This window comes from Streptomyces sp. NPDC052236 (assembly GCF_044548015.1).
In the GTDB taxonomy this organism is placed as follows: Bacteria; Actinomycetota; Actinomycetes; order Streptomycetales; family Streptomycetaceae; genus Streptomyces.
The window spans coordinates 608,270-634,394 of sequence record NZ_JBIUBL010000002.1 but is presented as its reverse complement, the minus strand read 5'-3'; the positions used below and the strand labels follow the sequence as shown (position 1 = coordinate 634,394).

The following is a 26,125-nucleotide window of genomic DNA, read 5'->3' as shown; positions in this document are numbered from 1 at the left end:
GCGGGAGACCAGCCTGCCCAACACCGTTCGGGGCAGCGCCACCGAGCAGCAGTCCTGGCACCAGGACTCACTCCCGCTCAGTGTCTAGGAACGGTAGCCCACACCATCCGCGACGGCACTCGGCCGCCGCCCAGAAGATCAACGCACAGCGAAACCCTATCGTGGGCCGCCTGATTCACTGCGACTCAACTGAAACCTCCCGCGCCCGCCCCCAGGCGCACGACACTGGGATCAGCTCACCGCGAAGACGGTGAGCATGGGGTCGGGAGCCTGACGTTGTGGGGATCCTTGCGGCCGTGGGCCGTACTGATGGGAGTGGCTACCGCAGCGGCTGCGGCGGCCTTGGCGGGAGCAGTGTGGTTGCCGGGATGGGCGACAGCCGTCATCGCGGCAGTTGGTGCGGCGTTGACCGGAGTGTTCACCGCCGAGGCCCAAAGCGCGCTGACCCTTCGCCGCCGCCTGGCACGCCAGGCAGAGGACTTACGTCTTCAACCCTGCCGTGTGCGTGAATTGTCGGACCCCATCGCTCTCGGCGTCCACCCCGCGGCGGTGCGCGGCGACTCACAAACAGGGGCCGACCGCCTGCCCGACTTTATCCGCAGAGACCGGTTCGAGGACGTACGACGTCGCATCGCCTCCGGAGGCTTCGTGCTGATCGTCGGTGAATCGACGGCCGGCAAGTCACGGCTGGCGTTCGAGGCGATGAAGGCGGCCGTACCCGACCACGTGCTCTTTCACGCGAGGCCGACCCAGGACCTGCGGGCGTTGGCGGCGCGGGTCGCCGCGACCCGGAACTGCGTGGTGTGGTGCGACGAGTTCGACCAGTTCCTCCGAGTAGGAGGGCTGACAGCGGACATGGTCACCACCATGCTCGCCGGGTCCCGCCGGCACGTGACTCTGATCGCCTCGATGCGCAGCAAGGAATACGACCGCTACAGCGCTCGGCAGCGCGACGTGACAGAAGCGGCGACCTGGCAGTCGGGGCGCGAGGTCCTTCTCATGGCGCATGATCCGGTTGAGCTGGATCGTCTGTGGACTCCGCGTGAAGTCCGGCTGGCGCGGTCGTCCGTCGATGACCGGCGCATCAGGGCGGCAGCCGAAGGCGCGAGCCGGTTCGGGGTGGCCGAGCTGCTGGCCGCGGGTCCCGAGCTGGTGAAGGACTGGAAACACGCCTGGCAGGCAGGTGAACACCCACGCGGCGCCGCCCTGGTCGCGGCGGCTGTGGACTGCCGGCGTATGGGATTGCACCGCCCGGTCAGCGAGGAGGTCCTGCTGCGGCTGCACGAGGAGTACCTGGTCCCACGGGGCGGCCCGCTGCTTCGCCCGGAACCCTCGGACGCGGCCTTCGACTGGGCCACGTCGGCCGTGCACGGGGCGAGCAGTCTCCTGTTGCCGGCGGACGGCGGTTACCTGGCCTTCGACTATCTGATCGACCTGGCGTGGCTCCCTCCCGTACCCGAAACCAGCTGGCGAGTCCTCCTGGCGACGGCCTCACCCGACGAGGCGTTCAGCATCGGGTGGGCGGCGGTGTACCTGATGCGCTCGACCATCGCCGTCGAGGCATTCGATTTCGCGCGCCGTAGCGGGGTGCCCGAAGCCGAGTACGCGCACGCCATCGCCCTCGGCAACGCAGGGCGCCCCGCGACAGCGGTCCAGGTGCTGTGGTCCGCAATCGAGCAGCGCCGCTCCCGTCTCGGTGACGATCACCCCGCGACTCTTGTCGCGCGCAACGACATCGCCCGCTATCTCCTCGAAGCCGGAGACCTCGTCCGGGCGTCCGGCGTCCTGGAACAACTTGTCCTGGACCGACAGCGGGTCCTGGGCGCCGGCCATGAGCAGACACTGGGAACGCGCAGGGTCCTGGCACGCTCGTGCAGGGAGTCAGGGGATTTCGCAGGATCCGTGCAGCGGTATCGCGCGCTCCTGCCTGATCAAGAGCGGGCCTTGGGCCACGAACATATAGAGGTCCTCCTCACCCGTCAGGAACTCGGCCGCACCTTGGGACTCGCGGGCCACGTGACAGAAGCACTGGAAGAACTGGAAGGGACGCGTGCCGACCAGGAACGGGTGATAGGCCCATCCCATCCCAGTGTCCTCACCACTCGCTACGAGATCGCCGTCCTGACCGGACAAGCGGGTGACCCCGCCGAGGCTGTCCGACAGCTCGAAGCCGTACTCACCGACCAAGAACGTATCCTCGGACGGCACTCGCGGACCTTCAGCACCCGGCACCAACTCGCGCGATTCATCGGGGAAGCGGGTGACCCGGGTGAGGCTGTTCTCCAGCTGGCGCACGTGATCGCCGAGCAGCAGGAATTCCACGGAACTCACCACCCGCGCACCCTGGCGACACGCTACGACCATGCCCGCATGGTCAGCCTGTCCGCCGGGCAAGTGCCGGCGCTCCCCTTACTGGCGGCGCTGATTGAGGACTGCCGCAGCGCGCTCGGTGACACACACCCGCTCACCGTTCGCGTGGCGGGGGCTTGACCTCAAGCGCGGTTGGGGTTCCATGCTCCTCGGCATGGATATGGCAGTCATGGACCAGCAGACAAGGGAAGCCGAGATTGAAGCGATCAAGCAGGTGATCGCCAATCTTGAGCACTCCCAGCAGAACGAGCTCCCCGAGGAGTTCGTCGGCTTGTTCCGGGCCGACGCGATCTGGACGACGGGCCACGGCAAGCGGCTCACCGGTCGTGATGAGATCTCGGCCTTCACCCATCAGGTGCTCCCCGGTGCGATGAAAGACTCAACGGCCACGTACGAGGTGGTGCACGTCCTGTTCATCCGCCCCGACGTCGCCGCAGTCAAGGCTCACGCGCAGTACTGGACACTCGACGGTCAGCCGCTCGGAAACCCGGGCACCCCGCTCTACGTCATGGCCAAGGAGGACGGGCGATGGCAGCTGGTCGCCTGCCAGAACACGGAGGTGCTCGCCCCGTGACATGAGAGGGGAACAACTGACGCCCGTCCGTTCCGTTCCCGGCCCGAATCCCTGCGGGGGTCGTTCACCCTCTCCAGCCGAGTCGACAGCCGACGGCGAAGCTCAACGTCGCCGGAGCACCCGAGGAGGTACGCGTAGTGCGCCGTGACGATCGGATCGGCCTCGGGCGAGGCCGGGTCGATGCCCGCTTTCAGGGCCGAGCCGGCCTGGTCACGGTCAGCTCGGGCAAAAGTCACGGCGCAGGCCCATGCTGTGCCGCTCAGGGTTCACGAATCGGCTCGTGCCGGACAGCTCGGAAGCGCGTCACTGAGCAAACATGGGGCAGCAGCACCGAGCTTGGGTATCATCCGCCCCGCTCGGTCCCCGGCTCCGCCAGCCGCGCCACAGCAGCGAGCACCTGAAACGGAAAACCCTCAGGCTCGGACTCCTCGACCTTACCCACAGTCCCCAGTCCGGGACCCGCACCGTGCAAGACCAGGCAGACCACCGGCCAAAGCCGTCGGCCACTCACGAAGTACCCTCGGGCGGTTGCCTGATGTGCGCGAACATTGGCATACCAGTAGCAACCAAACCCGATTTCCAGGATGCTGGTTGCAAGCAGGAGCGATCGATCGATCCAATGATCACTCTTCAACTGGGGGCGAAATGGATCCGTACGCCAGCGCTAAAAATGAACTCAAGAAGCTCTCTTCATCGCCCACGGTTGGCAGCGGAGCCAACGAGGACACAACGCGTATGCAGTTAATCGATGCGTTGCTGTTCAACTGCCTAGACTGGAACACGCAAGACGCAACGACGGAAGATCATCATAACGGCTCCTATGTGGACTACATCGTTGGCAAGCCAGCAGGACAGTTCATTCTAGAAGCAAAGCGAGAGGGGATCTCGTTTAGCCTCCCGGCGGGCATCGCGGGAAGGCATGCCATTTCCGTTCCCACACTAATGGACAATAAAAATACGGCTGATGCTATTCGCCAGGTTCTCGGCTATTGCCAAGAACGCGGTGTACCCATCGGCATCATTTCAAATGGTCACCAATTGGCCGCTTTCTTTGCCTCACGACAAGATGGAGTGCCACCCCTAGAGGGTGAAGCCCTGGTTTTCAGCTCCTTTCAAGAGATGTATGACAACTTCCGCATGCTTTGGGGATATCTTTCCAAATCAGCAATCAGTACGAAAAACCTGCAAAGATACCTGATTGGCAGGAAGAACCAGCCGCTGGCACCCGAAAAACTAGCCAACTCCATTCCGCGATACCCGGGATTTCGAAAGCGGACCGAGCTGGAAACTGATCTAAAGATGCTGGGCCAACTCTTCATCCAGGACTTGGAGCATGAGAAGCAGATCTCCGACGAATTCGTCAGGGATTGCTACTGTGCAAGTGGCGCACTCTCCCAGTATTCGATGCTAAGCAAGGAAGTCCTGAGGGCGCGGTACACGTCTATATCCGCTGCCGTTGCAGGTGGGGTCGAAAAGGCGTCGACAAAAAGGGGAATAAATCCAAAACTAACGGCCGACATGGTTACTACTGGGCTGAGTCGACGTCCAATTATCCTTTTGGGCGATGTTGGGGTTGGCAAAAGCATGTTCCTACGCCACTTTATTCGAGTGGACGCAAAAGATGTAATTAAGAATTCTCTGATCCTCTACGTGGACTTCGTGCGAGAACCCGTCTTCGTGAACGACCTTCCCATGTATATTACGGAGAGAATGTCGGAGCAGCTAGAGGCGGACTACGGAATCGATATCCATGACAGAAGTTTCGTAAAGGCTGTTTACAATAAGGAAATCAATAAATTCAAGCGAACGATATTCGGCGATGAGTCCGATCCTGATGAATACAGAAAGCAGGAGCGGTTGATGCTGGCGGGTCATCTTTCCAAAGAGTTCGAGCACCTACGTCGGTCACTGGAGCACATCCGTGCCACCTCAGCCAAATCACCTCTGGTCGTGCTGGACAACATCGATCAGCGGCCCCCAGATTTTCAAGAACGTATCTTCGAATCAGCTCATTCCATTGCCGATTCGTGGCCAGGAACAGTCTTCGTAGCCATCAGGCCAAGTACCTTCTTCCAGTCGCGCTCACACGGAGCACTTGCCGCCTACCAAACTCGAGTTTTCACGATTGAACCAGCGCGTACAGACCAAGTCGTCACCAAGCGCCTGGAATACGCCCGGGCGAAAGTCATAGAGTCGGGCACGGAAGGCATTTTTCCGGAGAATCTCTCGATCGACGATAATGATCTTGTGGCTTATTTGGACGCTCTAATCAAGGCGTTTAAATACGATGACGAACTCAAATCTCTCATGGATAACATGAGTGGAGGGAACACTCGGAACGCCCTCATGTTTCTCTTTACCTTCATTGGCAGTGGGTATGTTTCGACTCAAAGAGTTCTCGATGTCGCAGACTCAGGCCGCGTTTACGTCGTCCCCATGCATGAATTTGTTCGAGCGATCGTCTTTGGGGATTACGATTACTTTAGCCCTGAAGCAAGCGCGGTCTGCAATATTTTTGACATCACCACAAATGATGGCCGGGAACATTTTCTATTGCCTAATATTCTGGCTCACGCACAGAGAGTGGCTGAGAGCGCTGGCGGTAACGGGCTTGTATCGGCAGCAGGCCTCTACTCCTTCGGCCAAAGCCTTGGCTTCTCTCAAGAACAAATCGGGGCGCAGCTCGACAGGGCGTCGAAGAAGAATTTGTTGGCGTACACCGAGTCAACAGATGAAGGATCTTACCGCCCTACAAGCGTCGGAAATTACCTATACCGCAAGCTCGCACACTCCTTCAGCTATATAGATGCAATGATCGTAGATACACCGATCATTGATCCGAGCGTACGCAGAAACATCAAAGATGTTCACAGCATCAAGGACCGAGTTCATAGGGCGAAACAGTTTCACGCTTATCTGGATGCCCAGTGGGAAACTTTCGCTACGTCTGACCTGGAGCCCTCATTTAGCTGGGCGGAAGTAAGCGCGGAGCTCACGGCCGATATCGACATTGCGGAGTCCAAGGCTGATGCTGCAATCCAGAAGAGAAATGCATCATCCACCAATTTCTGGCAGTGAAGAAATAATCTGAACCATTTCCCTCGTTCCGGTAATCAGCGCACCAGGATTACCACTATGCCCGGAGCGGTAATCCTGGCGGAGAAGGCTGGGCCAGCCCAGATATCGGCGGGCTCCCGCTCAACCGCGTGCAGCAGCCCGAACTCCGACACGGGACTCAGAAAAATGAAACTAGGGCTCGACTGTCTCAGCTTTCACACTGTGTATAAGGGCTTGGAGTCCGTCGGGTGTTGTCGTGAGTACGACGTTGGGATCGTCACTCTCGCGGAGGTGTGTGCCTTGAGCAGAGGCAGTGAGTTCGAGGCAGGCGTTTCCTTCGCCTCCCCCGGAGAACGATGACTTCTGCCAGTTGAGCGGTGCGGGCATGCTGGGGCCTCCCATGTCTAGGTCTGCTGCGCCAGGCGGTGGATGAAATCGTGTGACGCTTCGACGGTAAGTGCAACGTCCGCCATGCGGTCGAAGAGGATGCTGTACCAGGTGAGTTGTGCTTCTGCGTCCAGGAACAGGACGCCGTGCAGGGCATCGAGCTCGACGGTGTCGAGTTGGGGTACGGCTCCGCCCGCGTACATGACGGGGCTGCCGAGCCCTGCGAACCCTTCGGCGTCGTACGTCACGACCCGTACGGAGATGTTGTCGCGGTGTGCCAGTTCCAGGACGCGGTCCAGCTGCGCGCGGGCGGCCTTGCGTCCGCCGAAGCGCATGCGGAGCGCGGCCTCGTGAATGATCGCTTCCTGGGGGACACGTGCCTCGGGCTCGATGAGTTGCTGGCGCTGTAGCCGGTGCTCAATCTGGAGTTCTCGCTCCGCGTCGGTGAGTTGGGGCGCTGAGAGGGCGAAGACGGCACGCATGTACTCCTCGGTCTGGAAGAGGCCGGGGATGTGTGCGACCTGGTACGTGCGGATGTACGTGGCGTGGTGTTCGAGCTCGGCGACGTCCAGGAAGCTGGACGCGATGCGGCCTCGGTACGCCTGCCACCAGCGTTTGCCGCGCTCCTTCGCCATGGCCGACAGGGCGTTGACGAGGAGTTCGTCCTCACAGGCGTAGATCTCCGCGAGCCGACAGACCCGTTGCTCGCTGATTCCTGCGCGTCCGGCTTCCTGGTGGCTGAGCATCATGTGGTTCGAGCCGAGCGCGGCGGCGGCCTCGCGCGCTGTCAGGCCGGCACGCTCGCGCATCTTGCGCAGTTCGGCGCCAAGTCTGACTTGGCGTGCCGTCGGGTTGCTGCGTTGCGGCATGCGGCCCGTTCCTCATCGCCTCATGGGATCTGACGCTCCATCCTGGCACGCGCCTCTTCCGTAGGAAATTTTGGGATGCAGGTTGCGACGGATGCAAGTTGCGCCCTACGGTCTGTAGCACACCAATTACGCACTGCGCAGTCCCGGCAGCGCACCGCTCTCCGTCATGCCCGGAAGGCGGCAGGCCACCGTGCGGGACAGCAGAGCACAACAACTCGCGCAGCACGCAAGCACTTGGAGGCCCGATGAATGCGAAACCGACGCAACCGGTCGCTCAGGTCCCAACCAGCCGGTTACGCGGCCATCTCCCGCCGCAGCCGGTCCAGCGTCTGGCTCGCCCGTGCACAGAGCGCGGGCAGGGCACGGCCGGTGATGCGGATGACCCGCTGAAGCTGGTGCGGCAGCCGGTGGGCGCTCGCCGCGCTGATCGCCGCCGTCAGCCGGTCAGCAGCGCCGGTACGATCCCCGCGCAGCAGCAGGACCCGGCCCGCGGTGACGTGCTCGATCACCTGCCACTGCGGCGTGATGGCCGAGGTGGCGGGGGACTGTTCACCGGCGAGGTGTACGGCCTGGTCCGCTCGCCCGGTGGCGACCAGGCCGCGCATCCGGATCTCGTGCAATGCGAAGGGGTTCACCAGCGAGGTGTGCGCGACCCGTTCGAGCAACGTCCGGTTGCCTCGTACGGTCGTGTCGAAGAGGGTCCCGTCGCCCAGTTCTCCGGCGGCACGCGCCAGCAGGGTCAGGGCGGAGGCGCGCCCGTCGTCATCAGGTGCGACGGCGACGGCTTGGTGGAGCCGGTCGACGGCGGCTCCGACCAGTCCGGCCTTGCGCAGCTCGTTCCCGTGCATCCGCAAGGCGTACGAGCACATGCCCGGATCGTCCAGGTACCGGGCAATGGCCAGACCCTGGCCGGTCCAGCGGGCGGCGGTGGCCAGGCGCTCTTCGGGCAGGACGTGGCCCAGAGCGACGCCCAGTCCGACGCGGGCGCGGGCCAGCAGTGTGAGGACTTCACGTTCGGTGTGACCGTCGGCAATCTGGGCTTCCAGTCGGGCCACCAGCGGCCACAACTCGGCAACCGCCTCGGTGGCGTGCCCGCTCTGGCGGACGATCTCCGCGAGCCGGACGGTGGAGTCCCCGAACTGCACCATGGCGAAGTGGTCGGCATCGGCCGGGTCCGTGACCCCCAGCACGTGGGGCGGGAGGCACAGAGCAGCGGCGATGCGGCGGCGCGACGGTACGTCGTCGATGGTGCGGCGTCCGTTCTCGACCATCGAGACGTACGTCTTGTCGTAGCCGAGAAGATGTCCGAGGGCGGTCTGCGAGAGGCCGTGGATCTGCCGGTAGAACCGCAGGATGGGCCCCAGGTCGCGGGTGGCGAGAATGGCTTCAGCCTGTGGGGTCGCCCAGTGCCACAGGGTGTGCGGCAGCAGTACGCGCGGAGCCGGCAGACGGCCGTCGTCGTCCACCGGGGTCTACCGCCCCGTTTGCTGCTTGTACCAGGCGGCAACCGAGGCCTTGTATCCGTCGGGCATTCGCAAGGCGGGGACCTCGGCCACCGTGAACAGCCCGATTTCCTTGTGCTCGTGGCTGATGACGGGCGGCACGTCCGGAGTCAGGACCGTGCAGCCGTAGGTGACGATCAGGACGTGCCGGTCGGGGATCGGCTGGTACACCCACGCGTCCAGCAGCGGCCCGGCGGCAACCTCCCAGCCGGATTCCTCCTCGACTTCGCGCACCACGCACTCCTCGGGGGACTCACCGAGCTCCAGCCGCCCGCCGGGCAGTTCCCACTCGTCTCGTTCGTTGCGCAGCAACAGCACGCGGCCGTCACCGCCCACGGCAACGCCCTTCACGGAGACGGGAAAAGTGTGTGGCGTGTACGTCATGGCGTCCTTCACGGATCGGTGCGATGGCAGAGCCGAGACGTTCGGAACGTAACACGCACCCGGTGCCTGACAGCCCTGATCGGTCGCCCAAGTGGGTTGACAATCTGTCACTTTACGAGGCGGTGCGTGACTCCCGACAGTGAGATCACCTCTCTGGCACACCACGACGGAAGGAACTCCGGGATGACGCGCGTCGTAATCAAGGCGAAGAACGGCATAAACGCGTCTCCCGTGCCGGGGCCGCTGACCATGGATGCGGTATCGGCCGTCGCCGACACATTGCGGAACACCGGGTTGGCCCTTCTGGACCAGCTGCCCACCAGGCAGGACGTACTCGACGCCGCTGCCCACGTCATGCACATCACGGCTCACCGTGACAGTGATCCCGACGGCCTCACCGTCATCCGGGACACCGGCCAGCACACCGGACGCGAAGGCTTCGCGGGCCTGAGCAACGGCGAAGTGCTGCCGCACACCGAGCGCTCCAGCCTCGCCGCCCCTCCCCGGCTCATGATGCTGGTCTGCGCCCGGCCCGCGACCACCGGCGGACAGTGCCTACTCGCCGACAGCCACGCCGTATACGCCGATCTCGCCGAGCACCACCCCGACGCGCTGACCGCGCTCAGCGAACCGCGCAGCGCCTTCTTCGGCGGCGGCGACGGACACCTCGGCGCAGTCTTCACCCCACGCCCGGACGGACGCCCCGAAATCCGGCTGCGCTGGGACAGCCTGGCCCGGTTCTCGCCGCTCGCCCAGCCGTACCTGCCTGTACTGCGCGCGGCGATCACCCGTCACCAGCAGGTCCTGACACTGGCCGCCAGCCAGGGTTACGTCCTGGACAACACCCGCTGGCTCCACGCCCGTACCGCCTTCACCGGACCCCGCCTGTGCTACCGAGCCCTGGGCGAGCCAAAGGACATCGGCCCATGAGCGAATCCGACATGGACTGGCGGATGGAGTTCACGCCGCACGAGAAGTGCGTGTGGCTGGTCCGCAGACAGGTACGCCGAAGGCTGGCCCGGTGGGGATGCGGCGAGGACGACGTGGACACCGCCGTGCTGGTGTGCAGCGAACTCGCGACGAACGCGGTGCGCTACGCCTGCGTACCCCGCCAGAACTTCGAGGTCCATCTCAGCGTCACCGGCAAGGAGTGCCTGGTGGAGGTCTCCGACGTCAGCGACATCCCGCCCTGCCCCGCCACGCCGGACGAGGACGCCGAGCACGGCCGGGGACTGCTGCTGGTCGCCGCGCTCGCCGAAAACGTCGGGCACCGCCTGCGGACACCGGTCGGCAAAACGGTATGGGCGCGCCTGCTGCTCAACGGACCCGTCTCATGAAGGCCCGACACGCTCTGGCCACCGCTGTCTGCGCGGCAGCGTTCCTCACCGCTCTGGCGGTACGAGGACGCCGCCCGCGCAGCCGCCCGCGTCCGGTACAACTGCTCCCCGAAGCCGAACACTCCTGGCTCGCCCGCCCCTGCGGGGAGCGACCGCCACAACCACCGGACCGGTGACCGGCCTCATGCCCTACCAACCCACCCGCCAGAGCCAGCTCCCCGACATCGACCTGATGAGACGCGTACTGCGCGGGCTGCACGCACTCGACTGCTAGAAGGCAGAGGAATGACGACACAGACCGAGTACGAAACGAAAGCCCTGGACATCGATCCCGCCGAGATGGCACAGCGCATCGCGGCTGCCGGAGGAACCCACGTAACGGACCGCGTGCTGCGCCGGTACGTCTACGACATCACCCCCGGCGATCCCAGCCGCTGGATCCGGCTGCGCGACACCGGCAGCGAAGTGACCCTGTGCGTCAAGGAGATCACCTCCGACGCCGTGGACGGCACCCACGAGACCGAAACGACCGTGGGCGACTTCGACACCGCCAACGCCCTCCTCGGCACGCTCGGCTTCACCGCGAAGGCCTATCAGGAGAACCGACGCTCCTCCTGGCTGCTGGACGAAGTCCAGCTGGAGATCGACTCCTGGCCACTGATCCCGCCGTACCTGGAGATCGAGGGCGACGACGCCGAACAGGTCTGGGCGGCAGCCAAGCGCCTCGGCCTGGACCGCGAGGCGCTGACGAGCCAGAACACCACCGCCGTGTACGCCCGCTACGGCATCGACCTGACCACCATCCCCGACCTGCGCTTCCCCTCCCCCTGACGACCGGCCCCAACGGAAGGCGGCCCCATGCACGGCTCACCCGACCTGCCGGTGGAAGTCCGGCCCGACCGCACACTCCGCGTGAAGATCATCGACGCATGCGGCATGGCCTGCACCTTCTGCCACAACGAGGGCACCCCCGTCACCGCCGACAACCACGGCCGCACGGCCGGGGAATTCACCGGAACCCCCGGCCGCACCGGACGGGTGTCGATCTACCTGCGCACCAACGGGGCCGCCTTCCTGCCCGCCCGCATCGAACCCGACACCGACTACGCCCTCGCCCTGGCCGCCATGCGCGGCAGCATCGACACCGCAGAAGTCCACTTCACCGGCGGCGAACCCACCCTCCACCCCAAACTCCCCGAACTGGTCGCCATCGCCCACCGCCTCGGCCTGACCGTCGGCATCACCTCCAACGGCGAGAACGGAGCCGCCGTCCTCCCCGACTGCGCCGCCGCAGGACTCGACCGCATCAACCTGTCCGTCTTCGGCACCACACCCCAGGAACTGGCCGCCATCCAGGCACCGCGCTACGCATCCACCGCTCTCGCCGAACGCAAACTCACCGCCCTGCACGCCACCGTCGAGTCCGCCCTGTCCCACGGCGTGAAGGTCTCCGCCAACATCGTCGTCCCCGACCACACCCACATCCCCCGGGTACTGCGGCTCATCGAGACCTACGGCCAGGACGTGAGCGTACGCATCCTGACCTCCCTGGCGGACGGCGACGCATCCCTGACCGCCGTCCGGGACCTCCTCAACCACCTCGACGCCCAGCCCGTCCGGCACATCCTCACCGCCGGAGCCTCCGGCACCCGCACCCGCTACCGCCTCCCCGACGGCCACCACCTCTACACCAAGACCATCCGCCCCACCCGCCTGCCCGACACCTGCGCCACCTGCCGCTTCAACAACGACCACGACTGCCAGGAGGGCTACTACGGCATCCGCCTCTACCGAGCCCAGAACGGCCCCTTCATGGTCGGCGTCTGCATCCAACGAATGGACCTGTGCGCACCCCTCGGCCAATTCGTCATGAGCCAGCTCTGCCACGAAATCCAAACCTTCCGCGACGACCAACACACCCGCCTGACCGCCCTCCACCCACAAGGAGCTTCCGCGTGAGTTGTTGCGTCCGTCGGCACATCAACCGCCTTTACCCAACTGGGCCACTTGAACGCTCCAAGGCCCTTGCGACGTGAGCAGTCTGAGCCGGTCCGCGGAAGACGAGTTGATCTCAGGCACCCGTGGGCCGTATGTGCAGGTGGCCATCGCGGGGGAAGGCGGGCGGCGCTGCGGGCAGGACTCTGTCGAAGTCGTACCGGCTCTTCTGCGCAACCCGGCACGATGCCTGATTGTCCACCTGGTGCAGGAGTTCAAGACGCTGCAACCCATCGGCTGCGAAGGTGTCGAAAGCCCAACCAGTGAGCGACTCCAGAGCACGAGAGGCCACTCCCCGCCCGCGAGCGTGCGCCGCGGTCCAGTAGCCCACCTCGGCCGCCGGTCTACCGGAGCCGACTTCCTTGAGGATCACATTGCCCACCAACTGTTCGCGGCGTGAATCGTGTTGTGTCTCAAGGACTGCGAAGCCGAACCGGTTTCCCTCTGCCCAGTCCCGCTGCTGGACCTGCACCCATCGCGCCCGTCAGCATCGTTGTCTATGGGAGTACTCGCCCAGTGGCGCAACGCGGGATCCCCGCACACCTCGACCAATGCGGCAACGTCCTCCATGCACCAGGGGCGAAGAACAAGCGCGGGAAAGGACGGCGTCGCGGCCACCTGAAGTAGTACCGGTGCATTCACCAACCGATCGTAAGCGGCGGCACGCTCACCCGACGCCAACCGCGTCCGGCCCCTGCTACCCCCCGAGCGCCCCGTCATCGCTGTGCCCGCACGCGCAGAGCCTGCACGGACCAGTCGAACAGCGGCGCCAGCCTCTCCGGAGCAGGCCAGCCGTTGATCACCGCGAGCAGCTGAAAGTACCGATCCCTACGGGGGTCATTCACGCTCTCCAGCCGAGTCAACAGCCTGCGACAAAGCTCAACATCGTCGGGGCGGCCAAGGAGGTACGCGTAGTGCGCCGTGAGCGCCGCGACGATTGGATCGGCTTGGGGCGAGGCCGGGTCGATGCCCGCCCTCAGAGCCGGGCCGGCCCGGTCACGGACGGCTGCGGCAAAGTCGCGGAGCAGGCCCATAGCGGCGCTCTGAGCCTGCTCGGCCGCAAGGTCCTCGGCCATCCGCCGCACACCCTCGCGGAAATCCGGGTCCAGGGACAGTTCCGCCAACTCCACCCACGCCTGGACCTGTTCCGTCTCAGGGTTTTCGGGCAGCTCGGGGTCATCGAGCGCATGATGCCCGCGAATGCGGGGGTAGCGTCCGGATCGCCGAAGACGGCGTCGAGGAAATCGCCGATCAGACGCCGTCGTTCGTCCTCGGAGAGCTGGGCCAGCTGGTGCATGAGTTCCGTCTCCTCAAGGGTGGAGCCGCGCTCGGCCACCGCCGTCAGTACCGCGCGCCGCAGGCGCAGGACGCGGATCTGCATTGCCAGCGCGTCGGCGTGCGCCCCGGCGACGTCGGGAAGCGAGAGCTCCCGGTCCACGACCTTGCGGATCGTGGGAAGGTCCAGTCCCAGCTCGCGCAGGGTCCGCACAAGATCCAGGCGTGCGACGGCATCGAGGTCGTACAGCCGGTAGCCGGCCGGGCTGCGATGCGTCGGCGCCACGATTCCGCGATCGGAGTAGAACCGGATGGTCTTGACCGTGAGACCGGTCCGCCGAGCGAGCTCGCCGATCGGGTAGAGCGTGTCGCCGTCCATGCCCCCACCTTTACGTCTCCCCTTGGGGGAGACTCAAGCCCCTCGCCAGACGACGATATTGGCCGCTTTTTGTCTCGTGCCCAGTTAGAGGCACGCGTACTTAATGGTTCCCGTACGGCCGCAGAGTCGAGTACGTACGGGGGGCTAATGCAGAACTTCGGGACCGTAGGAACCTCACTGCCGGAGCCACCGCCTCCTCCCAGCGAGACCAGCGTCGAACTCAAGGTCAGCAGACGGCTGCTGTGGGTGGGAGACGCGGCCTACCCACTGCACAACATCACCCGGGTCCACACCCTCGTACTCAGGCCCAAGCGCATGGAAGCCTTCATGAGCTTCCTGAAGTGGCTCGGCGCCACCTTGGTCGCGTTCGTCGTGCTCCAGACGGTCAACAAGGACTCGGCGTCCGACTGGGAGGGGGAAAACGACTCCGCCGGCACACTGTGGGGCATCGGCATCGCGGTGGTGATCGTCCTGGTCATACAGCTCGTGAAGGAATGCAACGCGCCGTCCCAGCACGTGCTGGCCATCGAGACGTCCAGCGGCTCCACCGCGCTGGTGACGCTGCCCAATCCGGACCAGTTGCGCCGGCTGGTCCAGTACCTCGTCAACGCCATCGAGAATCCGGCGGCCGAGTTCCAGGTGCGCGTGGAGCGCGTGCTGGTCAACCCGAAGAACTACCACTTCGGTGACAACGTGAACATGTACGGCGGTCTGTTCAACACGGGGGTGAAAAAGTGAGCAACGGCAACTCGCACCACTACGGCAACAACATCCACGGCGACAACGTCAATATCTACGGCGGAACAGGCAACACCGGCATCGTCAAACACCAGTCCCCCGCTCTGCGCGAGGCGATCGGGGAGCTGGCGGGGCTGCTCCAGGAGCTGCGCGATCAGGTCGCGCCCACGAGCGCGCAGGTCATCGACGACTCCCTGCCTGTGATCGCCTCCGACGCGAGCGCTCCACAGGAGCGGCACCGCGCCCTGATCGCCGTGGCCACCATCGCCGCGACGGTCGGAGCGCTCGGCCAGCCGGTCGCCGAGGCGGTCAACAAGGTCCTGGGGCTGCTCGGCCTGTAGCAGGACAGGACAGGTCAGGTCAGGACGCGGAGACTGATGGTGAAGGGACTGATCGACGCCATCGTTTCGGGAGGCACCGTCATCAGCGGACCCCCGCCGGATGCCCCGCACCCAGCGCCGACGTAGAGCTCGACTGTGCTGTCCGTCTGGTTGTGCACCGTGAACGGGGGCGTCCCGGTCCCGGGCTCATAGCACCCCGGAGCCGGGTCCTGCCATTCGTCGGCCGGCCCGAGTTCGTTGGAGACCGTCAGGGTGCCGGTGGCGGCGTGGGCCGGAGCGGGGGCGGTCAGAGCGGCCAGGCCCGCGTAGGCAAGAACGCTGACGATGGTGAGGGCGCGTCGCATGGCAGCAACTTCCTTCATGAGACATCCCGAGACATTGGGTATCCGGCACCAGCCTCATGGCCACCCGCCATCCGTGCACCTGTAACAGGCCATCCGAGTGGTCTCAGAAGACGTCCGGCTCCTTCGCGAGTGCCTCCAGGCGCGACACCACCGCCGCCCGCTCCCCCTCCACCGGCCCCGGCCCGTACGGGTCGTGTGCCGCGCTCTCCGGGATCAGGCCCTCCCAGACCGCCGCCCACAGCATCCGCTGCACATAGCCCTCCATCGGCGCCAGGAACGTCGACTCGGCGAACCTGTCCAGGCGTCCCGACGCCCGTACGAAGGCTGTGTGATCACCCGCCGTCCACGCGTCCAGCACCGCCGTCGTCAGGGTTACCCGCGCCGCCGCGATGCCCACCAGGGCCGAGTCAGCGCCCCACATCAGAGAAGGCCCGAACATCCGGTCCTCCCCCGTGATGACCAGCTTCCCGCTCTCCTCCGCCGCCCGGATCGCGTCCTGGCAGGCCATCGCCCTGTCCAGCGTGGCCAGCTTGACCCCGGCGGCCGACGGCAGGGCCAGCAGCCTGCGGATCAGCTCCGGTGGGTACGGATAGCCGCCCGCCTCGCCGTGCAGGAAGAAGCCGAGCACGGGCAGCCCGCTCTCCGCCGCCACCCGCTCGTGCAGTCGTACGGCCCCGTCCTGGCTGTCCGGCTCCGGCAGTTCGGTGAGCTGCGCCAGCGGATAGACCATGACCGCGTCCGCGCCCCCGTCGGCCGCCTGTACGGCCATGGCGACGGTCGCGTCCTCGGCATCGGCCAAGGACGGGCGGGCCGGTCGTGGTACCCCCACGCCTGCCACGACCGGCCCGTCGACCGCCTCCCGCCAGATGCCCAGCACCTGTCGGCGGTCGGTCTCGGAGAGGTACAGGCCCCGGCCCGTATGCGCCCATACCGCCACACCGCCGATCCGCTCGGCAGCGATCCGCTCCGCGTACGCGCGCAGCACACCCGGGTCCACGACTCCCCGGAGGTCCATGGGGGTGCACACCGCGGGCACCACAGTCCCGCGCAACCCCCGCACCAGGTTCTCCGTCGCAGACATGGGCGATCTCTCCCGTCTGTTGCGGTCGTTGACGACACGCTAGCCTTTACGGCCCGGACCGTAAAGGAACGGCCAGCCAGAAAGGCCCACGAGAAAGGCCCGCGAGGATGTCCCAGTCCCCCATGCGTCTCGGCCTCTACGTCAACCTCTACGCCGACAAGGCCGACCGGCCCCGCCTCGCCGACGCCGTGGAGCAGGTGCGGCTGGCCGAGGCGGCCGGGTTCGACTGGGTAGTCCTCGGCGAACGCCATCTGCACCGGCCCGGCTACCACGAGGCCATCACCTCGCTGGCGTATCTCGCCGCGCACACCGAGCGGATCGGGCTCGCCACGGCCGGGCTGATCGCGCCCGTCTACCAGCCCGTGTGGCTCGCCGAGACTCTCGCGCACATCGACGTACTCTCGGGCGGGCGGCTCACCGCCGGGTTCGTACTCGGCTACCGGCCCGAGGAGTTCACGCTGTACGGCACCGAGCCGCGCGAGCGCGTGCCGCGGTTCGAGGAGTGTCTGGAGCTCGTGACCCGCCTGTGGACCGAGGACGAGGTCACCCACCACGGCCGCTGGACCTCCGTGGAGCGGGCCTTCCTCTCGCCCCGGCCGGTGCAGAGCCCGCGGCCCCGGATCTGGAACGGCGGGCGCGTCTCCGCGGCCCTGGAGCGTACGGCCCGGATGTGCGACGGCTGGACGACCTCCTTCAACGAGCTCGACTCCGAGCTGCCCGAGAAGATCGCCGAGTACCGCTCGTATCCGCGCGGCGCGACGTCTCTCGGCGCGGAGGTCATCGTCTGCCGCGAGGGCTTCGCCGCGCCGACCTCGCAGCAGGCCCGCGCCGCGCTGGAGGATCCGCTGCGCGGGCTGTACGACGCGTACGGCGGGTGGAAGCGCACCTCCGCCGATGCCGCGCGCTACGCGCAGCAGTGGGACGACATCGAGGCGCGCTCGGTGATCGGCTCGGTGGATCAGTGCGTGCAGCGGCTCGGACAGTACGGGGAGATGGGCGCCGACGGGGTCGTGCTGCGGATCCAGCCGCCGGGGATGGGGCAGGCGGACACGCTGCGCGCGATCGAGGCCTTCGGGACCGAGGTGCTGCCGGGGCTCAATCGCGGAAGGGCTCACGGCTGAACGACCGTTGGACGACACGCGCCGCTCGGCCGATGTCCGCCATCGCCTCGTCGTCGGCCATCAGCATCGCCTGCCGCACCCACACCACCGTCTCCTCGGCCGCCTCGGCGACCGGGCACCGAAAACGGCCCCTCGCAACGTACGGAGCAAGTGACTCCTCGCGCGAGAGCGAGCGGTAACCGGTGTCCAGCGGAATCCCCTCCGCCGTCATCGCGTCCAGAAACGCCCGCTTGGGGTGCCCCCCGAACGCCGGCGCGTCGTAACGCAGCATCGCGAGGTGCCAGGTGTGCCGGGTGGTGCCCGCCGGGGCCGGGACCGGATCGAGCCCCTCGACCTGGTCCAGCGCCCGACCCAGCGCCGCCGCCCGCGCCGCACGGTGCGCCAACTGGCCGTCCAGCAGCGCCAGCTGGGGGTGGAGCAGAGCCGCCTGGAACTCCGTCATCCGCAGGTTCCAGCCGAGCCCCGGGTGCTCGTACCAGCCGCCCTGGATCCGCCGTCCGACATTGTGCAGCGACCACAGCGACTCGTACACGCGCCGGTCGTCGGTCACCACGATGCCGCCCTCCCCCGCCGTCATCGCCTTGCTCGACTGGAAGCTGAAGCAGGCGGCGTCCCCGAGGGTGCCCGCCGGACGCCCGTGCCGGTGCGCTCCGTGCGCCTGGGCGGCGTCCTCGACGACGGCGAGGCCGCGGCGCGCGGCGACATCCCGCAGCGCTTCCGTGTCGGCGGGCGCGCCCGCCACATGCACCGGCATGACCGCCTTCGTACGTTCCCCAGCCAGCCGTTCCACCGCGTCCGGGTCGATGTGCAGGGTGTCGGTCACATCGGCGAGTACGGGGGTGGCCCCGGCCAGCACGACCGCGGTGGCGCTCGCCACGAACGTATAGGCGGGCACGATCACTTCGTCGCCGGGCGCGACACCCAGCGCGCGCAGCGCGAGGAAGAGCGCCACCGTCCCGTTCGCGGTGCAGACGCCGTGCGCGACGCCGACACTCCGCGCGAAAGCCGCCGCGAAAGAGTCCGTCTCGGTGCCCGCCGTCGCGCCCCACCGCCCGCTGTCCAGTACGCGCAACAGCCGCTCGCGCTGCTCCGCCGTGGCCGGCGGGGGCCAGCGCGGCCAGCCCTCGGTCCGTACGGGCGGTGTCACCGCGCGCTCTGGAGCAGCCGGTGCATCGTGCCGTGCAGGATCTGCGCCCGGTCGGCCTCGGAGATGTCGGCGAGCAGTACGCGCCCCAGGCACACGCGCAGATCGAGGAAGACGGCGTCGGAGCCGAAGGCGATGCGTTCGGCCCCGACCTCGGCGACCATCCGGACGAGGTGGCGGGCCGTCATCTTGGAGCCGCAGGTTTCGAGGACCAGGTTGGGGCAGCGGGCCGCGGCGTCGGCGGCGTGCGGGAAGCCGCGGGGCCACAGGCCCGAGTGGCCCATCAGGATGGGCAGTTCGGGGTAGCGGGGGGCCACCGCCGCGAAGCGGAAGGGGGCGGACGGGGCGGCGGGGTTCGCGTGGGCCTGCTCGCAGTGCGAGAGCACGATACGGCCGCGGGCCGCCGCGATGTCGAAGGCCGGGGCGTACGCCGGGTCGTCGAGCGGCAGCTGATGGAACTCCGGATGGAGCTTGACCCCGATGACGCCGGGCACATCCAGCAGATCCGGCAGCCGCGCCGGGGCCTCGGGGTCGTGCGGGTCGAAGACGGCGTAGCCGAGGAGGCGGCCGGGGTGGAGCTCCAGCTCCTTGAGGAGGAGGGCGTTCCCGGCGCGGGCGTCGGGGCCCACGGCCAGCAGGTGCGAGACGCAGGAGGTGGCGACGCCGCACCGGTCCATGACGCCGATGAGGCTGCGCGCCGAGCCGTCGGTGATCGCGAAGGCCGACCAGCGGCCCAGGTGGCCGTGTGCGTCGATGATCTTCGGCACGGTCATGGAGATTCTCCCAGCAGCCGCAGCGCGTTGCCGCCCGCGATCAGGGACCGGCCCGACTCCGGCAGGTCCAGGGTGTCCAGCTGATACCGCGGCCCCGCGTCGTCCGTGACCGGCGCGCCGGTGCCGAAGAGGACGCGGTGGGCTCCGTACCGCCGGGCCAGCCACTCCACCTGCAGGTGTCCGGCGAGCGTCGAGGTGTCCACGGACAGCCGCTCGTGTCGCTCCATCAGCTCGGCGAGCTCCCGCATCCGGCGGTAGCCGGTGCCGGTGAGGACGATCCGCAGCTCCGGCCGCGCGCCCGCCAGCGCGTGTACATCCTCGGCCGTCACCGACTCGAAGCCGAGCAGTACGGCGGTGCGGGACCGCGCCAGCCGGGAGGTCAGGATGAGCGCGTGCTCGCCGGTGAGCGACCAGCCGTGTTCGACGGGGCACAGCCGTACGAGCCGTGCGCCGCCCAGCCACTCGGGTGTGCCGAGCGGCCCGGGGATCAGCACCGGCACCGGGCGAAGCCGACTGCGACTGCCCTCGGTCTGCGTGAGCGACTCGTTGCCGTCGCTCGGGTCGCCGTAGAGCGCGTGCGTGTGTACGACGCAGGCGGCGTCGATCCGCAGCCGGTCGAGCTCCCGTACGAGCCCGACCGGATCCCGGCTCGCCACCTCGTCGTACGGCAGCGGGCCGAGGATCCTGTTGATGTCAATAACCGTCATGTCTTGAGACCAGTCGTGGCGATGGAGTCCGTCAGATAGCGCTGGAGCAGCCCGAAAACGAGCAGACAGGGCACCACCGTGATGGTGGCCCCCGCCATGATCTGGTTGACCGCGACATTCTCGCCCTCCAGCGTGGCGAGGCCGACGGTGAGCGTACGCATGTCGGCCGACTGGCCAATGACCAGCGGCCACAGGAAGTCGTTCCAGTGCCACAGGAAGACGAACACCCCGAGGGTCGCCAGTACCGGCCGGATCAGCGGCAGGACGACGGTGGTGTAGATGCGCCACTCCGACGCGCCGTCGATCTTCGCGGCCTCGAAGAGCTCGTCCGGCAGCTGGTGGATGAACTGCCGCATGAGGAAGACGGCCTGGGAGTTGGCCAGGGTCGGCACGATCATTCCCCAGTACGTGTCGACCCCGCCCAGCTCCGAGACGAGGATGTAGTACGGGATCAGCGTGGCCTGGAACGGCACCATCAACGTCGCCAGGAATGACCAGAACAGCACCTCGCGGCCGGGGAACCGTTTCTTCGCAAAGGCGTACCCCGCCATCGACGAGAACAGCAGGATCAGCACGACCGATACGACCGAGTAGATCAGCGAGTTCAGTGCCCAGCGCATGATGTCCGCGCTGCCGAGGACGTCGGAGAAGTTGCGCCAGGTGGCGCGGGTGAGGTCGAACGCCCCCGGCAGCGTCTGGCCGCCGGGCGGGGCGAAGGCGACGAGCACCATCACCACGAAGGGGGTGACGGTCACCAGCGCCACCAGGATCAGCAGGACCGGCAGTCGCAGCCGCGCCATCAGTCCGCGTCCCTTCCGATGAGCCGGCGCTGGATGAGGGAGAAGATGAGCACCACCAGGAAGAGGACCAGGCCGATCGCGCTGGCGTAACCGAAGTCGAAGAACTTGAAGCCGGTGTCGTAGAGCATGTAGACGAGCGAATAGCTGGAGCGCACCGGGCCGCCCTCCGTCATCACATACATCGCGTCGAAGACCTGGAAGGACTGGATGGCTTCGATGACGAGGACGAAGAACAGCACGGGGCGGAGCAGCGGGAGCGTGACCCACCTCAGCCGCTGCCAGCTGCCCGCGCCGTCGATGGTGGCCGCCTCGATGACATGGCGCGGGATGGACTGGAGCCCGGCGAGGAGGATCAGCATCGAGTAGCCGAAGCCCTTCCAGGCGGAGGTGACCGCGATCGACGGCAGGACGAGGGAGTCGTCGCCGAGGAAGTCGATCTCCCCGAGGGAGAGCGCGCCGAGCGTCGCGTTGATCAGGCCGTCCTGGAGTTCGTAGATCCACTTCCAGATGACGGCGGCGAGCACGATGCTTGTGACGTACGGCAGGAAGAACACGCCCCGGAAGAAGCCGCGCATCCAGACGGTGCGGTGCAGCAGCAGGGCGGTGGACAGCGAGAGCAGGACGGTCAGCGGGACGAAGAACGCGGTGTAGAGGGCGGTGACGCCCAGGCTGGTCCAGAACAGGTTGTCGTCCAGCAGCCGGCTGTAGTTCTCGGCGCCGATGAACTGCCATTCACCGTTCAGCTGGTAGTCGGTGAGCGAGATGAACGCCGCGCCGAGTGTCGGGCCGAACCGGAACACGATGAACAGCAGCAGCATCGGGGCCACGAAGAGGAGCCCGACGCGCGCTTCACGCCGTCGTACCGTCCTGTTGAACGCCGTCGTCCTGGACGACTCCTTGGACGCCGTCCTCCCCTTGAACGGATCCTCGTCCTTGACGACGACGGCGGTCTTGCTCAACGCTGCCGCGCCAGCAGGTCGTCCGCCTGCTCGGCCGCCGAGTCGAGGGCCTCCTTGGGGTTCTTCTTGCCGGTGAGCGCGGCCTGGATCTCCGGGGCGATCAGGGACATCACCTGGCGGGCGGCGGGGTTGGGCTCACCGGGGTACGCATGGGCCAGAGCCGCCTGGAACTCCTTGGCGAACGGTCCGTCGCCGGCCACCGTGACGTCTGTACGCGGGGAGAGGAACCCGCTCGCCCTGCCCATGGACTGGAGCTGCTCGGGCTGCGTCATGAACGCGAGGAACTTCTCCGCCCCCGGGACATTCTTGGACTTGGCGTTGATGCCGAGGCCGCCGGGGATGCCGAAGCTGACCTGCTCGGCGCCGCCGGAGAGCGGCGCGCCGATGATGACGTTCTCCTCGCCCCACGCCTCGGCCGCGACGGCGGCGTCGGCGGGGGTGTTGGAGAAGCCCATCGCCACCTGCTGCTTGCCGAGTGCGTGGTCGGCGATGAGGTTGGTGTTGGTCAGCGCGGATTTGGGGATCGCGCCCGCCCTGTACAGATCCCTCACGAAGGTGAGGGTCTCGACGCCCTTCGGCCCGTTGAAGGCGACCTTCTTGCCGTCGTCGGCGAAGACCTTGCCGCCCGCCTGCCAGAGCAGCAAATAGAAGTTGAGGTTCTGGGTCGCCTCGTTGCTCGCGGAGTAGTCGAGGACGGCGATGCCCTTCGACTTCAACACGGGGGTGGCTGCCTTGATCTCGTCCCAGCTGGTGGGGGGCGTGGTGATGCCCGCCTGGTCCAGCAATTTCTTGTTGTACATCGTGGTGGTGACGGTGTGGTAGATCGGCGCGGCGTAGAGTTTGCCGTCCTGTTTCATGGCGTCGAGGGCGGTCGGCAGGAACTTGTCCTCTACGCCCTTGAGCGCGCCGTCGACCGGCCGGATGGCTCCGTTGGAGAGGTACTGCGGGATCTGGTCGGGTCCGAGGAGGACGACATCGGGGCCCTTGCCGCCGCTGAGCGCGGTGGCGAGTTTCTCGTCGCGGTTCTCCCAGGGCTGCTGCTCGATGGTCAGCCGTACATCGGGCTCCGCCTTCTTGAAGTCCTTCTCGATCTGCGTCCAGTACGCGGAGTTGGCCTTGGGGTCGCCGATAACCGGGTACATCCAGACGGTGACCTTCTTGGAGTCCGCAGCGCTGTCGCCGCCGCAACCCGTGAGGAGGGCGGTGAGCGTGAACAGCGCGAGGGGTGCCGCGGCGCGCGTGAAGCCTGACTTCATAGGGGCCTCCGGAAGGCCTAGAGAGGGCCAGAGCCCGGCTAGTTTCGGCCTGGACCGAAACTAGCCGCGCGAGATTTGGCGTGTCAATGCTTCCGGGGTGATTGATCCGCTAATCAGCTGAACAGCTGAACGGTCCGTTCGCGCCGGGGTACGGATGACGTACGCGGACCACGTATCCGGAGACAGCCGCGTTGCTCACGTACCGGGATCGACCACGAAGAGTTCGGCGACACGGCTGAAATACAGCCGCCCGTCCTGATGTCCCGTCAGCCGACGGTGCGGATAGGCCACGATCAGCACCGGATCGCGGTCCAGATCGAACGGATCGACGCGGTAGATGAGCCCGACGTCCACACTGACGTACAGCTTCGAGCGCATGGACACGATGGTGCCGCCGACGCTCCTGGTGCCCAGCTCGAAGACGTGGAGGACCTCCTGCGTGACGCGGTCGACCGCGAAGAGCGTGTGTCCCGCGAGCCCCCACAGCTTCAGGTCGGGCCCCATGACCAGCGAGCTGACCGTGTGTTCGGTGGAGACCGGCTCGATCTCCCACAGCTTCTCGCCACGGGTCACGTCCCAGGCGAAGAGCGCGCCCACCCGCCGCGTCGGCGGGGTGGTGGAAAGACCGCCGGTCACGGAGGCGCCGCCGTAGACCACGTCGCCGTGCGCGGCCAGACAGAAGATGCTCTGGTCCTGCACGACGTTGCGGGTGAACTCCGAGGTGGAGGTGTCCGGGTCGTAGATGGCCAGCCCGCCGCCGAGCCGGTCCCCGGCCGGTACGGTGCCCACGGCGATCTGCCCGTCCACCTCGGCGAGGCACCTGCTGCGCGCCTGATGCTGCGACCCGAGGTTGAGGATCAGCTCGGGGTTGGCGTCGGTGCCGGGCGGTCCCGGCGAGTAATCGGGGCTGTTCCAGGTCTCGTCGGGCCGGTAGCGGTAGAGCCGCGCCTCGGGATAGACGCCGATCCAGACCGTGCCGTCCGATGCCCGCAGGAGCGACTCGATCTGCGCGAAGCGGTGGAACGTCGAGGCGCCGGTGTCCGTACGGACGGAGCCGAGGCCGCCGTTGAGGAAGCCGCCCGCGTAGACGGTTCCGCTCCCGCCGGCGGCCAGCGAGAGAATCTCCACGGGCTCCTTGCGGACCGTGCTCTCCAGAATCGCGTGAGAGCCGGTGGTCGGGTTGTACCGGAACATCTCGCCGCGCGAGAGCGTGCCGACGACGCTGAGCCCCGGATAGTCCGTCAGACCAAGCTCCACGAAGCCGAGGGACCGGGTGTTGCGCACCTTGCCGGTGAGGGCGAGGCCGGTGTCGGCGAGCTTCTTGGTGGCCGGGTCGTAGCGGCGCAACCGGCCCAGCTGGACGAAGTAGATGCAGCCGTCGGCGTCGGTCGGGGAGATGTGCAGGCCGTGCGCGTCGGGGATCTCGTCGATCCAGGCGCCCTCGGCGAGATCGTAGACGAAGAGCGGGCTGGGCCGATCGGATCCGATGCGCGCGTACAGCCGTCCGTCGCGCGCGTCGAGGTCGTAGACGGCCTCGCCCTCTATGCTGCTCAGCCCTGGGGGCTTGGGGAGTTCGGTGACGGACCCGCTCTGCGGGTCGAGTTCGGCGATGTGCGCGGAGGCGTACGAACCGGTGTAGACCTTGCCGCCGGCCCAGGCGATGCTCCGTACGTACGTCTGACCCGCCACCATCTGCCCGAAGTCGGTGTACGCCTTGGTGGCCGGGTCGAAGCGGAACACCTTCCCGCCGGGGAAGGTGCCGCCATAGACCATGCCGTCCGCGTCGCGGGTCAGCGACCAGATGAAGGTCTCCTTGGCGATCGGCAGACCGAGGTTCTCGGCGGTGTTCCCGGCGCCGGGCTGCCAGCGGTAGAGGTGGGGGGTGGAGCCGTAGGTGCCGGCGTACACCCCGTCAGCTGTGGCGGTGACGGCCCACCCTCCGTCAGCTCCCGTGAGGGGGGCGCTGACGAGCTGGTCTCCGGTGGCCGGGTCGATGGCGTTGAGGTAGGCGGGTTTACCGGTGGACACGTTCCACAGGGCGGGCTTGCCTCCCGGGCCCGGCGCGACGACGCCGCCCAGCAGCAGTACGTCGGCGAGTGGTACACCCAGGGATACGGGATCGCGCATCAGCGCCTCCTCGGCGGACGCGGAACTCGGGGCTCTTAATGACAGTACAGAGCCGGAGAGTGCTGCGGTCGAGCCGGCGAGAAACGCACGTCGCGTCGTCACAGAGGGTAACACCTTCGAAGGAAACGGGAGTTACGGCACTAGCCGAAAGTGATACGCCACGCCCAAAGGGGGCGTCAACGGTGCGGACCGGACGGTGACCGGACAGCACTCCAACGGGCCAATGACGTTGGCGTCCGCCACGGCCATCTGCCGCGCGTGCGATGCGGGGATGGGGGTGTCTCTGGGTGACACTGGCCGCTGTGAGAAGCGAGAACACACCCTTCGAGGGCGGACCGATGGACGGGCGAGTGCTGCCGGTGCTGGTCGGGCCGACCGGTCACCCGCCCAAGTGGTACAAGATCCCCGTGCCGCCTCCCCCGGACGCGGCGCCGGGAACGCCGCCGACGGTGTACGCGTACCGGCGCGTTCCCGCCGGTTTCACCAAGCGGCTGGGGCTGCCGCGTGGCTGGCGGTACGAGTACGTGCCCGGGGGCGCGGAGCGCCGGAAGCTCAAATGGCCCTGGTCGAAGCCGAACGGCGGGCAATAAGATCGCGGGACCGTG

General features: G+C 66.8%; 24 protein-coding genes and 2 pseudogenes. 11 read left to right on the top strand and 15 right to left on the bottom strand.

Annotated elements, in window-relative coordinates:
- Positions 1 to 501: 501 nt before the first annotated feature.
- The 3 genes from ACIHCQ_RS06890 to ACIHCQ_RS06880 all read left to right on the top strand — a co-directional run bounded on the left by ACIHCQ_RS06890 (position 502) and on the right by ACIHCQ_RS06880 (position 6,022).
- Positions 502 to 2,490, top strand: a complete 1,989-nt coding sequence (locus ACIHCQ_RS06890; RefSeq protein WP_399658630.1) for a tetratricopeptide repeat protein — start codon at positions 502 to 504, stop codon at positions 2,488 to 2,490.
- Between the two features lie 34 nt (positions 2,491 to 2,524).
- Entirely contained in the window at positions 2,525 to 2,944 is a 420-nt protein-coding gene (locus tag ACIHCQ_RS06885) for an SgcJ/EcaC family oxidoreductase (protein WP_399658628.1), read from the top strand.
- A 528-nt stretch (positions 2,945 to 3,472) separates the two neighbouring features.
- Positions 3,473 to 6,022, top strand: coding sequence for a hypothetical protein (locus tag ACIHCQ_RS06880; RefSeq protein ID WP_399658626.1), 2,550 nt, complete (start codon positions 3,473 to 3,475; stop codon positions 6,020 to 6,022).
- Between the two features lie 171 nt (positions 6,023 to 6,193).
- On the opposite strand, the gene ACIHCQ_RS06875 is transcribed toward ACIHCQ_RS06880, so the two are convergent.
- From ACIHCQ_RS06875 to ACIHCQ_RS06860, 4 genes are all read right to left on the bottom strand, one after another.
- On the bottom strand, positions 6,194 to 6,388 hold the full coding sequence (locus ACIHCQ_RS06875; RefSeq protein ID WP_399658625.1) for a DUF397 domain-containing protein: 195 nt from the start codon (positions 6,386 to 6,388) through the stop codon (positions 6,194 to 6,196).
- Positions 6,389 to 6,405: 17 nt separating this feature from the next.
- Positions 6,406 to 7,257 (bottom strand): helix-turn-helix domain-containing protein, encoded by an 852-nt coding sequence (locus ACIHCQ_RS06870; protein ID WP_399658624.1) that lies wholly within the window; start codon positions 7,255 to 7,257, stop codon positions 6,406 to 6,408.
- Between the two features lie 293 nt (positions 7,258 to 7,550).
- Entirely contained in the window at positions 7,551 to 8,723 is a 1,173-nt protein-coding gene (locus tag ACIHCQ_RS06865; RefSeq protein ID WP_399658623.1) for a helix-turn-helix domain-containing protein, read from the bottom strand.
- Between the two features lie 6 nt (positions 8,724 to 8,729).
- The gene (locus ACIHCQ_RS06860) at positions 8,730 to 9,143 is read right to left on the bottom strand and encodes an NUDIX domain-containing protein (RefSeq protein WP_399658621.1); all 414 of its coding nucleotides are present in this window, start codon (positions 9,141 to 9,143) and stop codon (positions 8,730 to 8,732) included.
- Between the two features lie 183 nt (positions 9,144 to 9,326).
- Here ACIHCQ_RS06860 and ACIHCQ_RS06855 point away from each other — a divergent pair, with 183 nt between their 5' ends.
- From ACIHCQ_RS06855 to ACIHCQ_RS06840, 4 genes are all read left to right on the top strand, one after another.
- On the top strand, positions 9,327 to 10,073 hold the full coding sequence (locus tag ACIHCQ_RS06855) for a TauD/TfdA family dioxygenase (RefSeq protein WP_399658619.1): 747 nt from the start codon (positions 9,327 to 9,329) through the stop codon (positions 10,071 to 10,073).
- Positions 10,070 to 10,480, top strand: a complete 411-nt coding sequence (locus ACIHCQ_RS06850) for an ATP-binding protein (protein ID WP_399658617.1) — start codon at positions 10,070 to 10,072, stop codon at positions 10,478 to 10,480. The genes ACIHCQ_RS06855 and ACIHCQ_RS06850 overlap by 4 nt, the downstream gene beginning before the upstream one ends.
- A gap of 285 nt (positions 10,481 to 10,765) precedes the next feature.
- Positions 10,766 to 11,311 carry a class IV adenylate cyclase gene (locus ACIHCQ_RS06845; protein ID WP_399658615.1) on the top strand — a complete coding sequence of 182 codons (546 nt, stop codon included), beginning with the start codon at positions 10,766 to 10,768 and terminating at the stop codon, positions 11,309 to 11,311.
- A gap of 27 nt (positions 11,312 to 11,338) precedes the next feature.
- Positions 11,339 to 12,439: a radical SAM protein gene (locus ACIHCQ_RS06840; RefSeq protein ID WP_399658614.1), complete on the top strand. Its 1,101-nt coding sequence runs from the start codon at positions 11,339 to 11,341 to the stop codon at positions 12,437 to 12,439.
- 112 nt (positions 12,440 to 12,551) lie between these two features.
- Here the strand turns inward: ACIHCQ_RS06840 and ACIHCQ_RS06835 are convergent.
- Together ACIHCQ_RS06835 and ACIHCQ_RS06830 are read right to left on the bottom strand one after the other, a co-directional pair.
- Positions 12,552 to 13,045: pseudogene (locus ACIHCQ_RS06835) on the bottom strand (GNAT family N-acetyltransferase).
- 146 nt (positions 13,046 to 13,191) lie between these two features.
- Positions 13,192 to 14,129, bottom strand: a pseudogene (locus tag ACIHCQ_RS06830) (MerR family transcriptional regulator).
- Positions 14,130 to 14,276: 147 nt separating this feature from the next.
- Here ACIHCQ_RS06830 and ACIHCQ_RS06825 point away from each other — a divergent pair.
- The gene (locus ACIHCQ_RS06825) at positions 14,277 to 14,867 is read left to right on the top strand and encodes a DUF6232 family protein (protein WP_399658613.1); all 591 of its coding nucleotides are present in this window, start codon (positions 14,277 to 14,279) and stop codon (positions 14,865 to 14,867) included.
- Entirely contained in the window at positions 14,864 to 15,208 is a 345-nt protein-coding gene (locus ACIHCQ_RS06820; RefSeq protein WP_399658612.1) for a hypothetical protein, read from the top strand. The genes ACIHCQ_RS06825 and ACIHCQ_RS06820 overlap by 4 nt, the downstream gene beginning before the upstream one ends.
- A 14-nt stretch (positions 15,209 to 15,222) precedes the next feature.
- Here ACIHCQ_RS06820 and ACIHCQ_RS06815 read toward each other — a convergent pair whose 3' ends face one another.
- Positions 15,223 to 15,552, bottom strand: coding sequence for a hypothetical protein (locus tag ACIHCQ_RS06815; protein ID WP_399658610.1), 330 nt, complete (start codon positions 15,550 to 15,552; stop codon positions 15,223 to 15,225).
- Between the two features lie 103 nt (positions 15,553 to 15,655).
- On the bottom strand, positions 15,656 to 16,633 hold the full coding sequence (locus tag ACIHCQ_RS06810; protein ID WP_399658608.1) for a dihydrodipicolinate synthase family protein: 978 nt from the start codon (positions 16,631 to 16,633) through the stop codon (positions 15,656 to 15,658).
- A gap of 107 nt (positions 16,634 to 16,740) precedes the next feature.
- Between ACIHCQ_RS06810 and ACIHCQ_RS06805 the strand changes: the two genes are divergently transcribed.
- A complete protein-coding gene (locus ACIHCQ_RS06805; RefSeq protein WP_399658607.1) occupies positions 16,741 to 17,754 on the top strand; it encodes an LLM class flavin-dependent oxidoreductase in 1,014 nt (337 codons plus the stop codon).
- Here ACIHCQ_RS06805 and ACIHCQ_RS06800 read toward each other — a convergent pair.
- The 7 genes from ACIHCQ_RS06800 to ACIHCQ_RS06770 form a co-directional block, all read right to left on the bottom strand.
- Positions 17,729 to 18,901, bottom strand: a complete 1,173-nt coding sequence (locus tag ACIHCQ_RS06800; RefSeq protein WP_399658606.1) for a DegT/DnrJ/EryC1/StrS family aminotransferase — start codon at positions 18,899 to 18,901, stop codon at positions 17,729 to 17,731. The two genes, ACIHCQ_RS06805 and ACIHCQ_RS06800, sit on opposite strands and share 26 nt — an antisense overlap.
- Positions 18,898 to 19,671: an amidohydrolase family protein gene (locus ACIHCQ_RS06795; protein ID WP_399658605.1), complete on the bottom strand. Its 774-nt coding sequence runs from the start codon at positions 19,669 to 19,671 to the stop codon at positions 18,898 to 18,900. The genes ACIHCQ_RS06800 and ACIHCQ_RS06795 overlap by 4 nt, the downstream gene beginning before the upstream one ends.
- Positions 19,668 to 20,378, bottom strand: a complete 711-nt coding sequence (locus ACIHCQ_RS06790) for an amidohydrolase family protein (RefSeq protein ID WP_399658604.1) — start codon at positions 20,376 to 20,378, stop codon at positions 19,668 to 19,670. The genes ACIHCQ_RS06795 and ACIHCQ_RS06790 overlap by 4 nt, the downstream gene beginning before the upstream one ends.
- The gene (locus tag ACIHCQ_RS06785) at positions 20,375 to 21,178 is read right to left on the bottom strand and encodes a carbohydrate ABC transporter permease (RefSeq protein WP_399658602.1); all 804 of its coding nucleotides are present in this window, start codon (positions 21,176 to 21,178) and stop codon (positions 20,375 to 20,377) included. Before ACIHCQ_RS06785 ends, ACIHCQ_RS06790 begins: the two co-directional genes overlap by 4 nt.
- The gene (locus ACIHCQ_RS06780) at positions 21,178 to 22,137 is read right to left on the bottom strand and encodes a carbohydrate ABC transporter permease (protein ID WP_399658601.1); all 960 of its coding nucleotides are present in this window, start codon (positions 22,135 to 22,137) and stop codon (positions 21,178 to 21,180) included. The genes ACIHCQ_RS06785 and ACIHCQ_RS06780 overlap by 1 nt, the downstream gene beginning before the upstream one ends.
- Positions 22,134 to 23,393 carry an extracellular solute-binding protein gene (locus ACIHCQ_RS06775; RefSeq protein WP_399658600.1) on the bottom strand — a complete coding sequence of 420 codons (1,260 nt, stop codon included), beginning with the start codon at positions 23,391 to 23,393 and terminating at the stop codon, positions 22,134 to 22,136. Before ACIHCQ_RS06775 ends, ACIHCQ_RS06780 begins: the two co-directional genes overlap by 4 nt.
- 195 nt (positions 23,394 to 23,588) lie before the next feature.
- The gene (locus tag ACIHCQ_RS06770; protein WP_399658599.1) at positions 23,589 to 25,520 is read right to left on the bottom strand and encodes a hypothetical protein; all 1,932 of its coding nucleotides are present in this window, start codon (positions 25,518 to 25,520) and stop codon (positions 23,589 to 23,591) included.
- Between the two features lie 302 nt (positions 25,521 to 25,822).
- Between ACIHCQ_RS06770 and ACIHCQ_RS06765 the strand changes: the two genes are divergently transcribed.
- Complete coding sequence (locus ACIHCQ_RS06765; RefSeq protein ID WP_399658598.1) at positions 25,823 to 26,110, top strand: hypothetical protein; 288 nt, start codon at positions 25,823 to 25,825, stop codon at positions 26,108 to 26,110.
- The last annotated feature ends 15 nt before the right edge of the window (positions 26,111 to 26,125 follow it).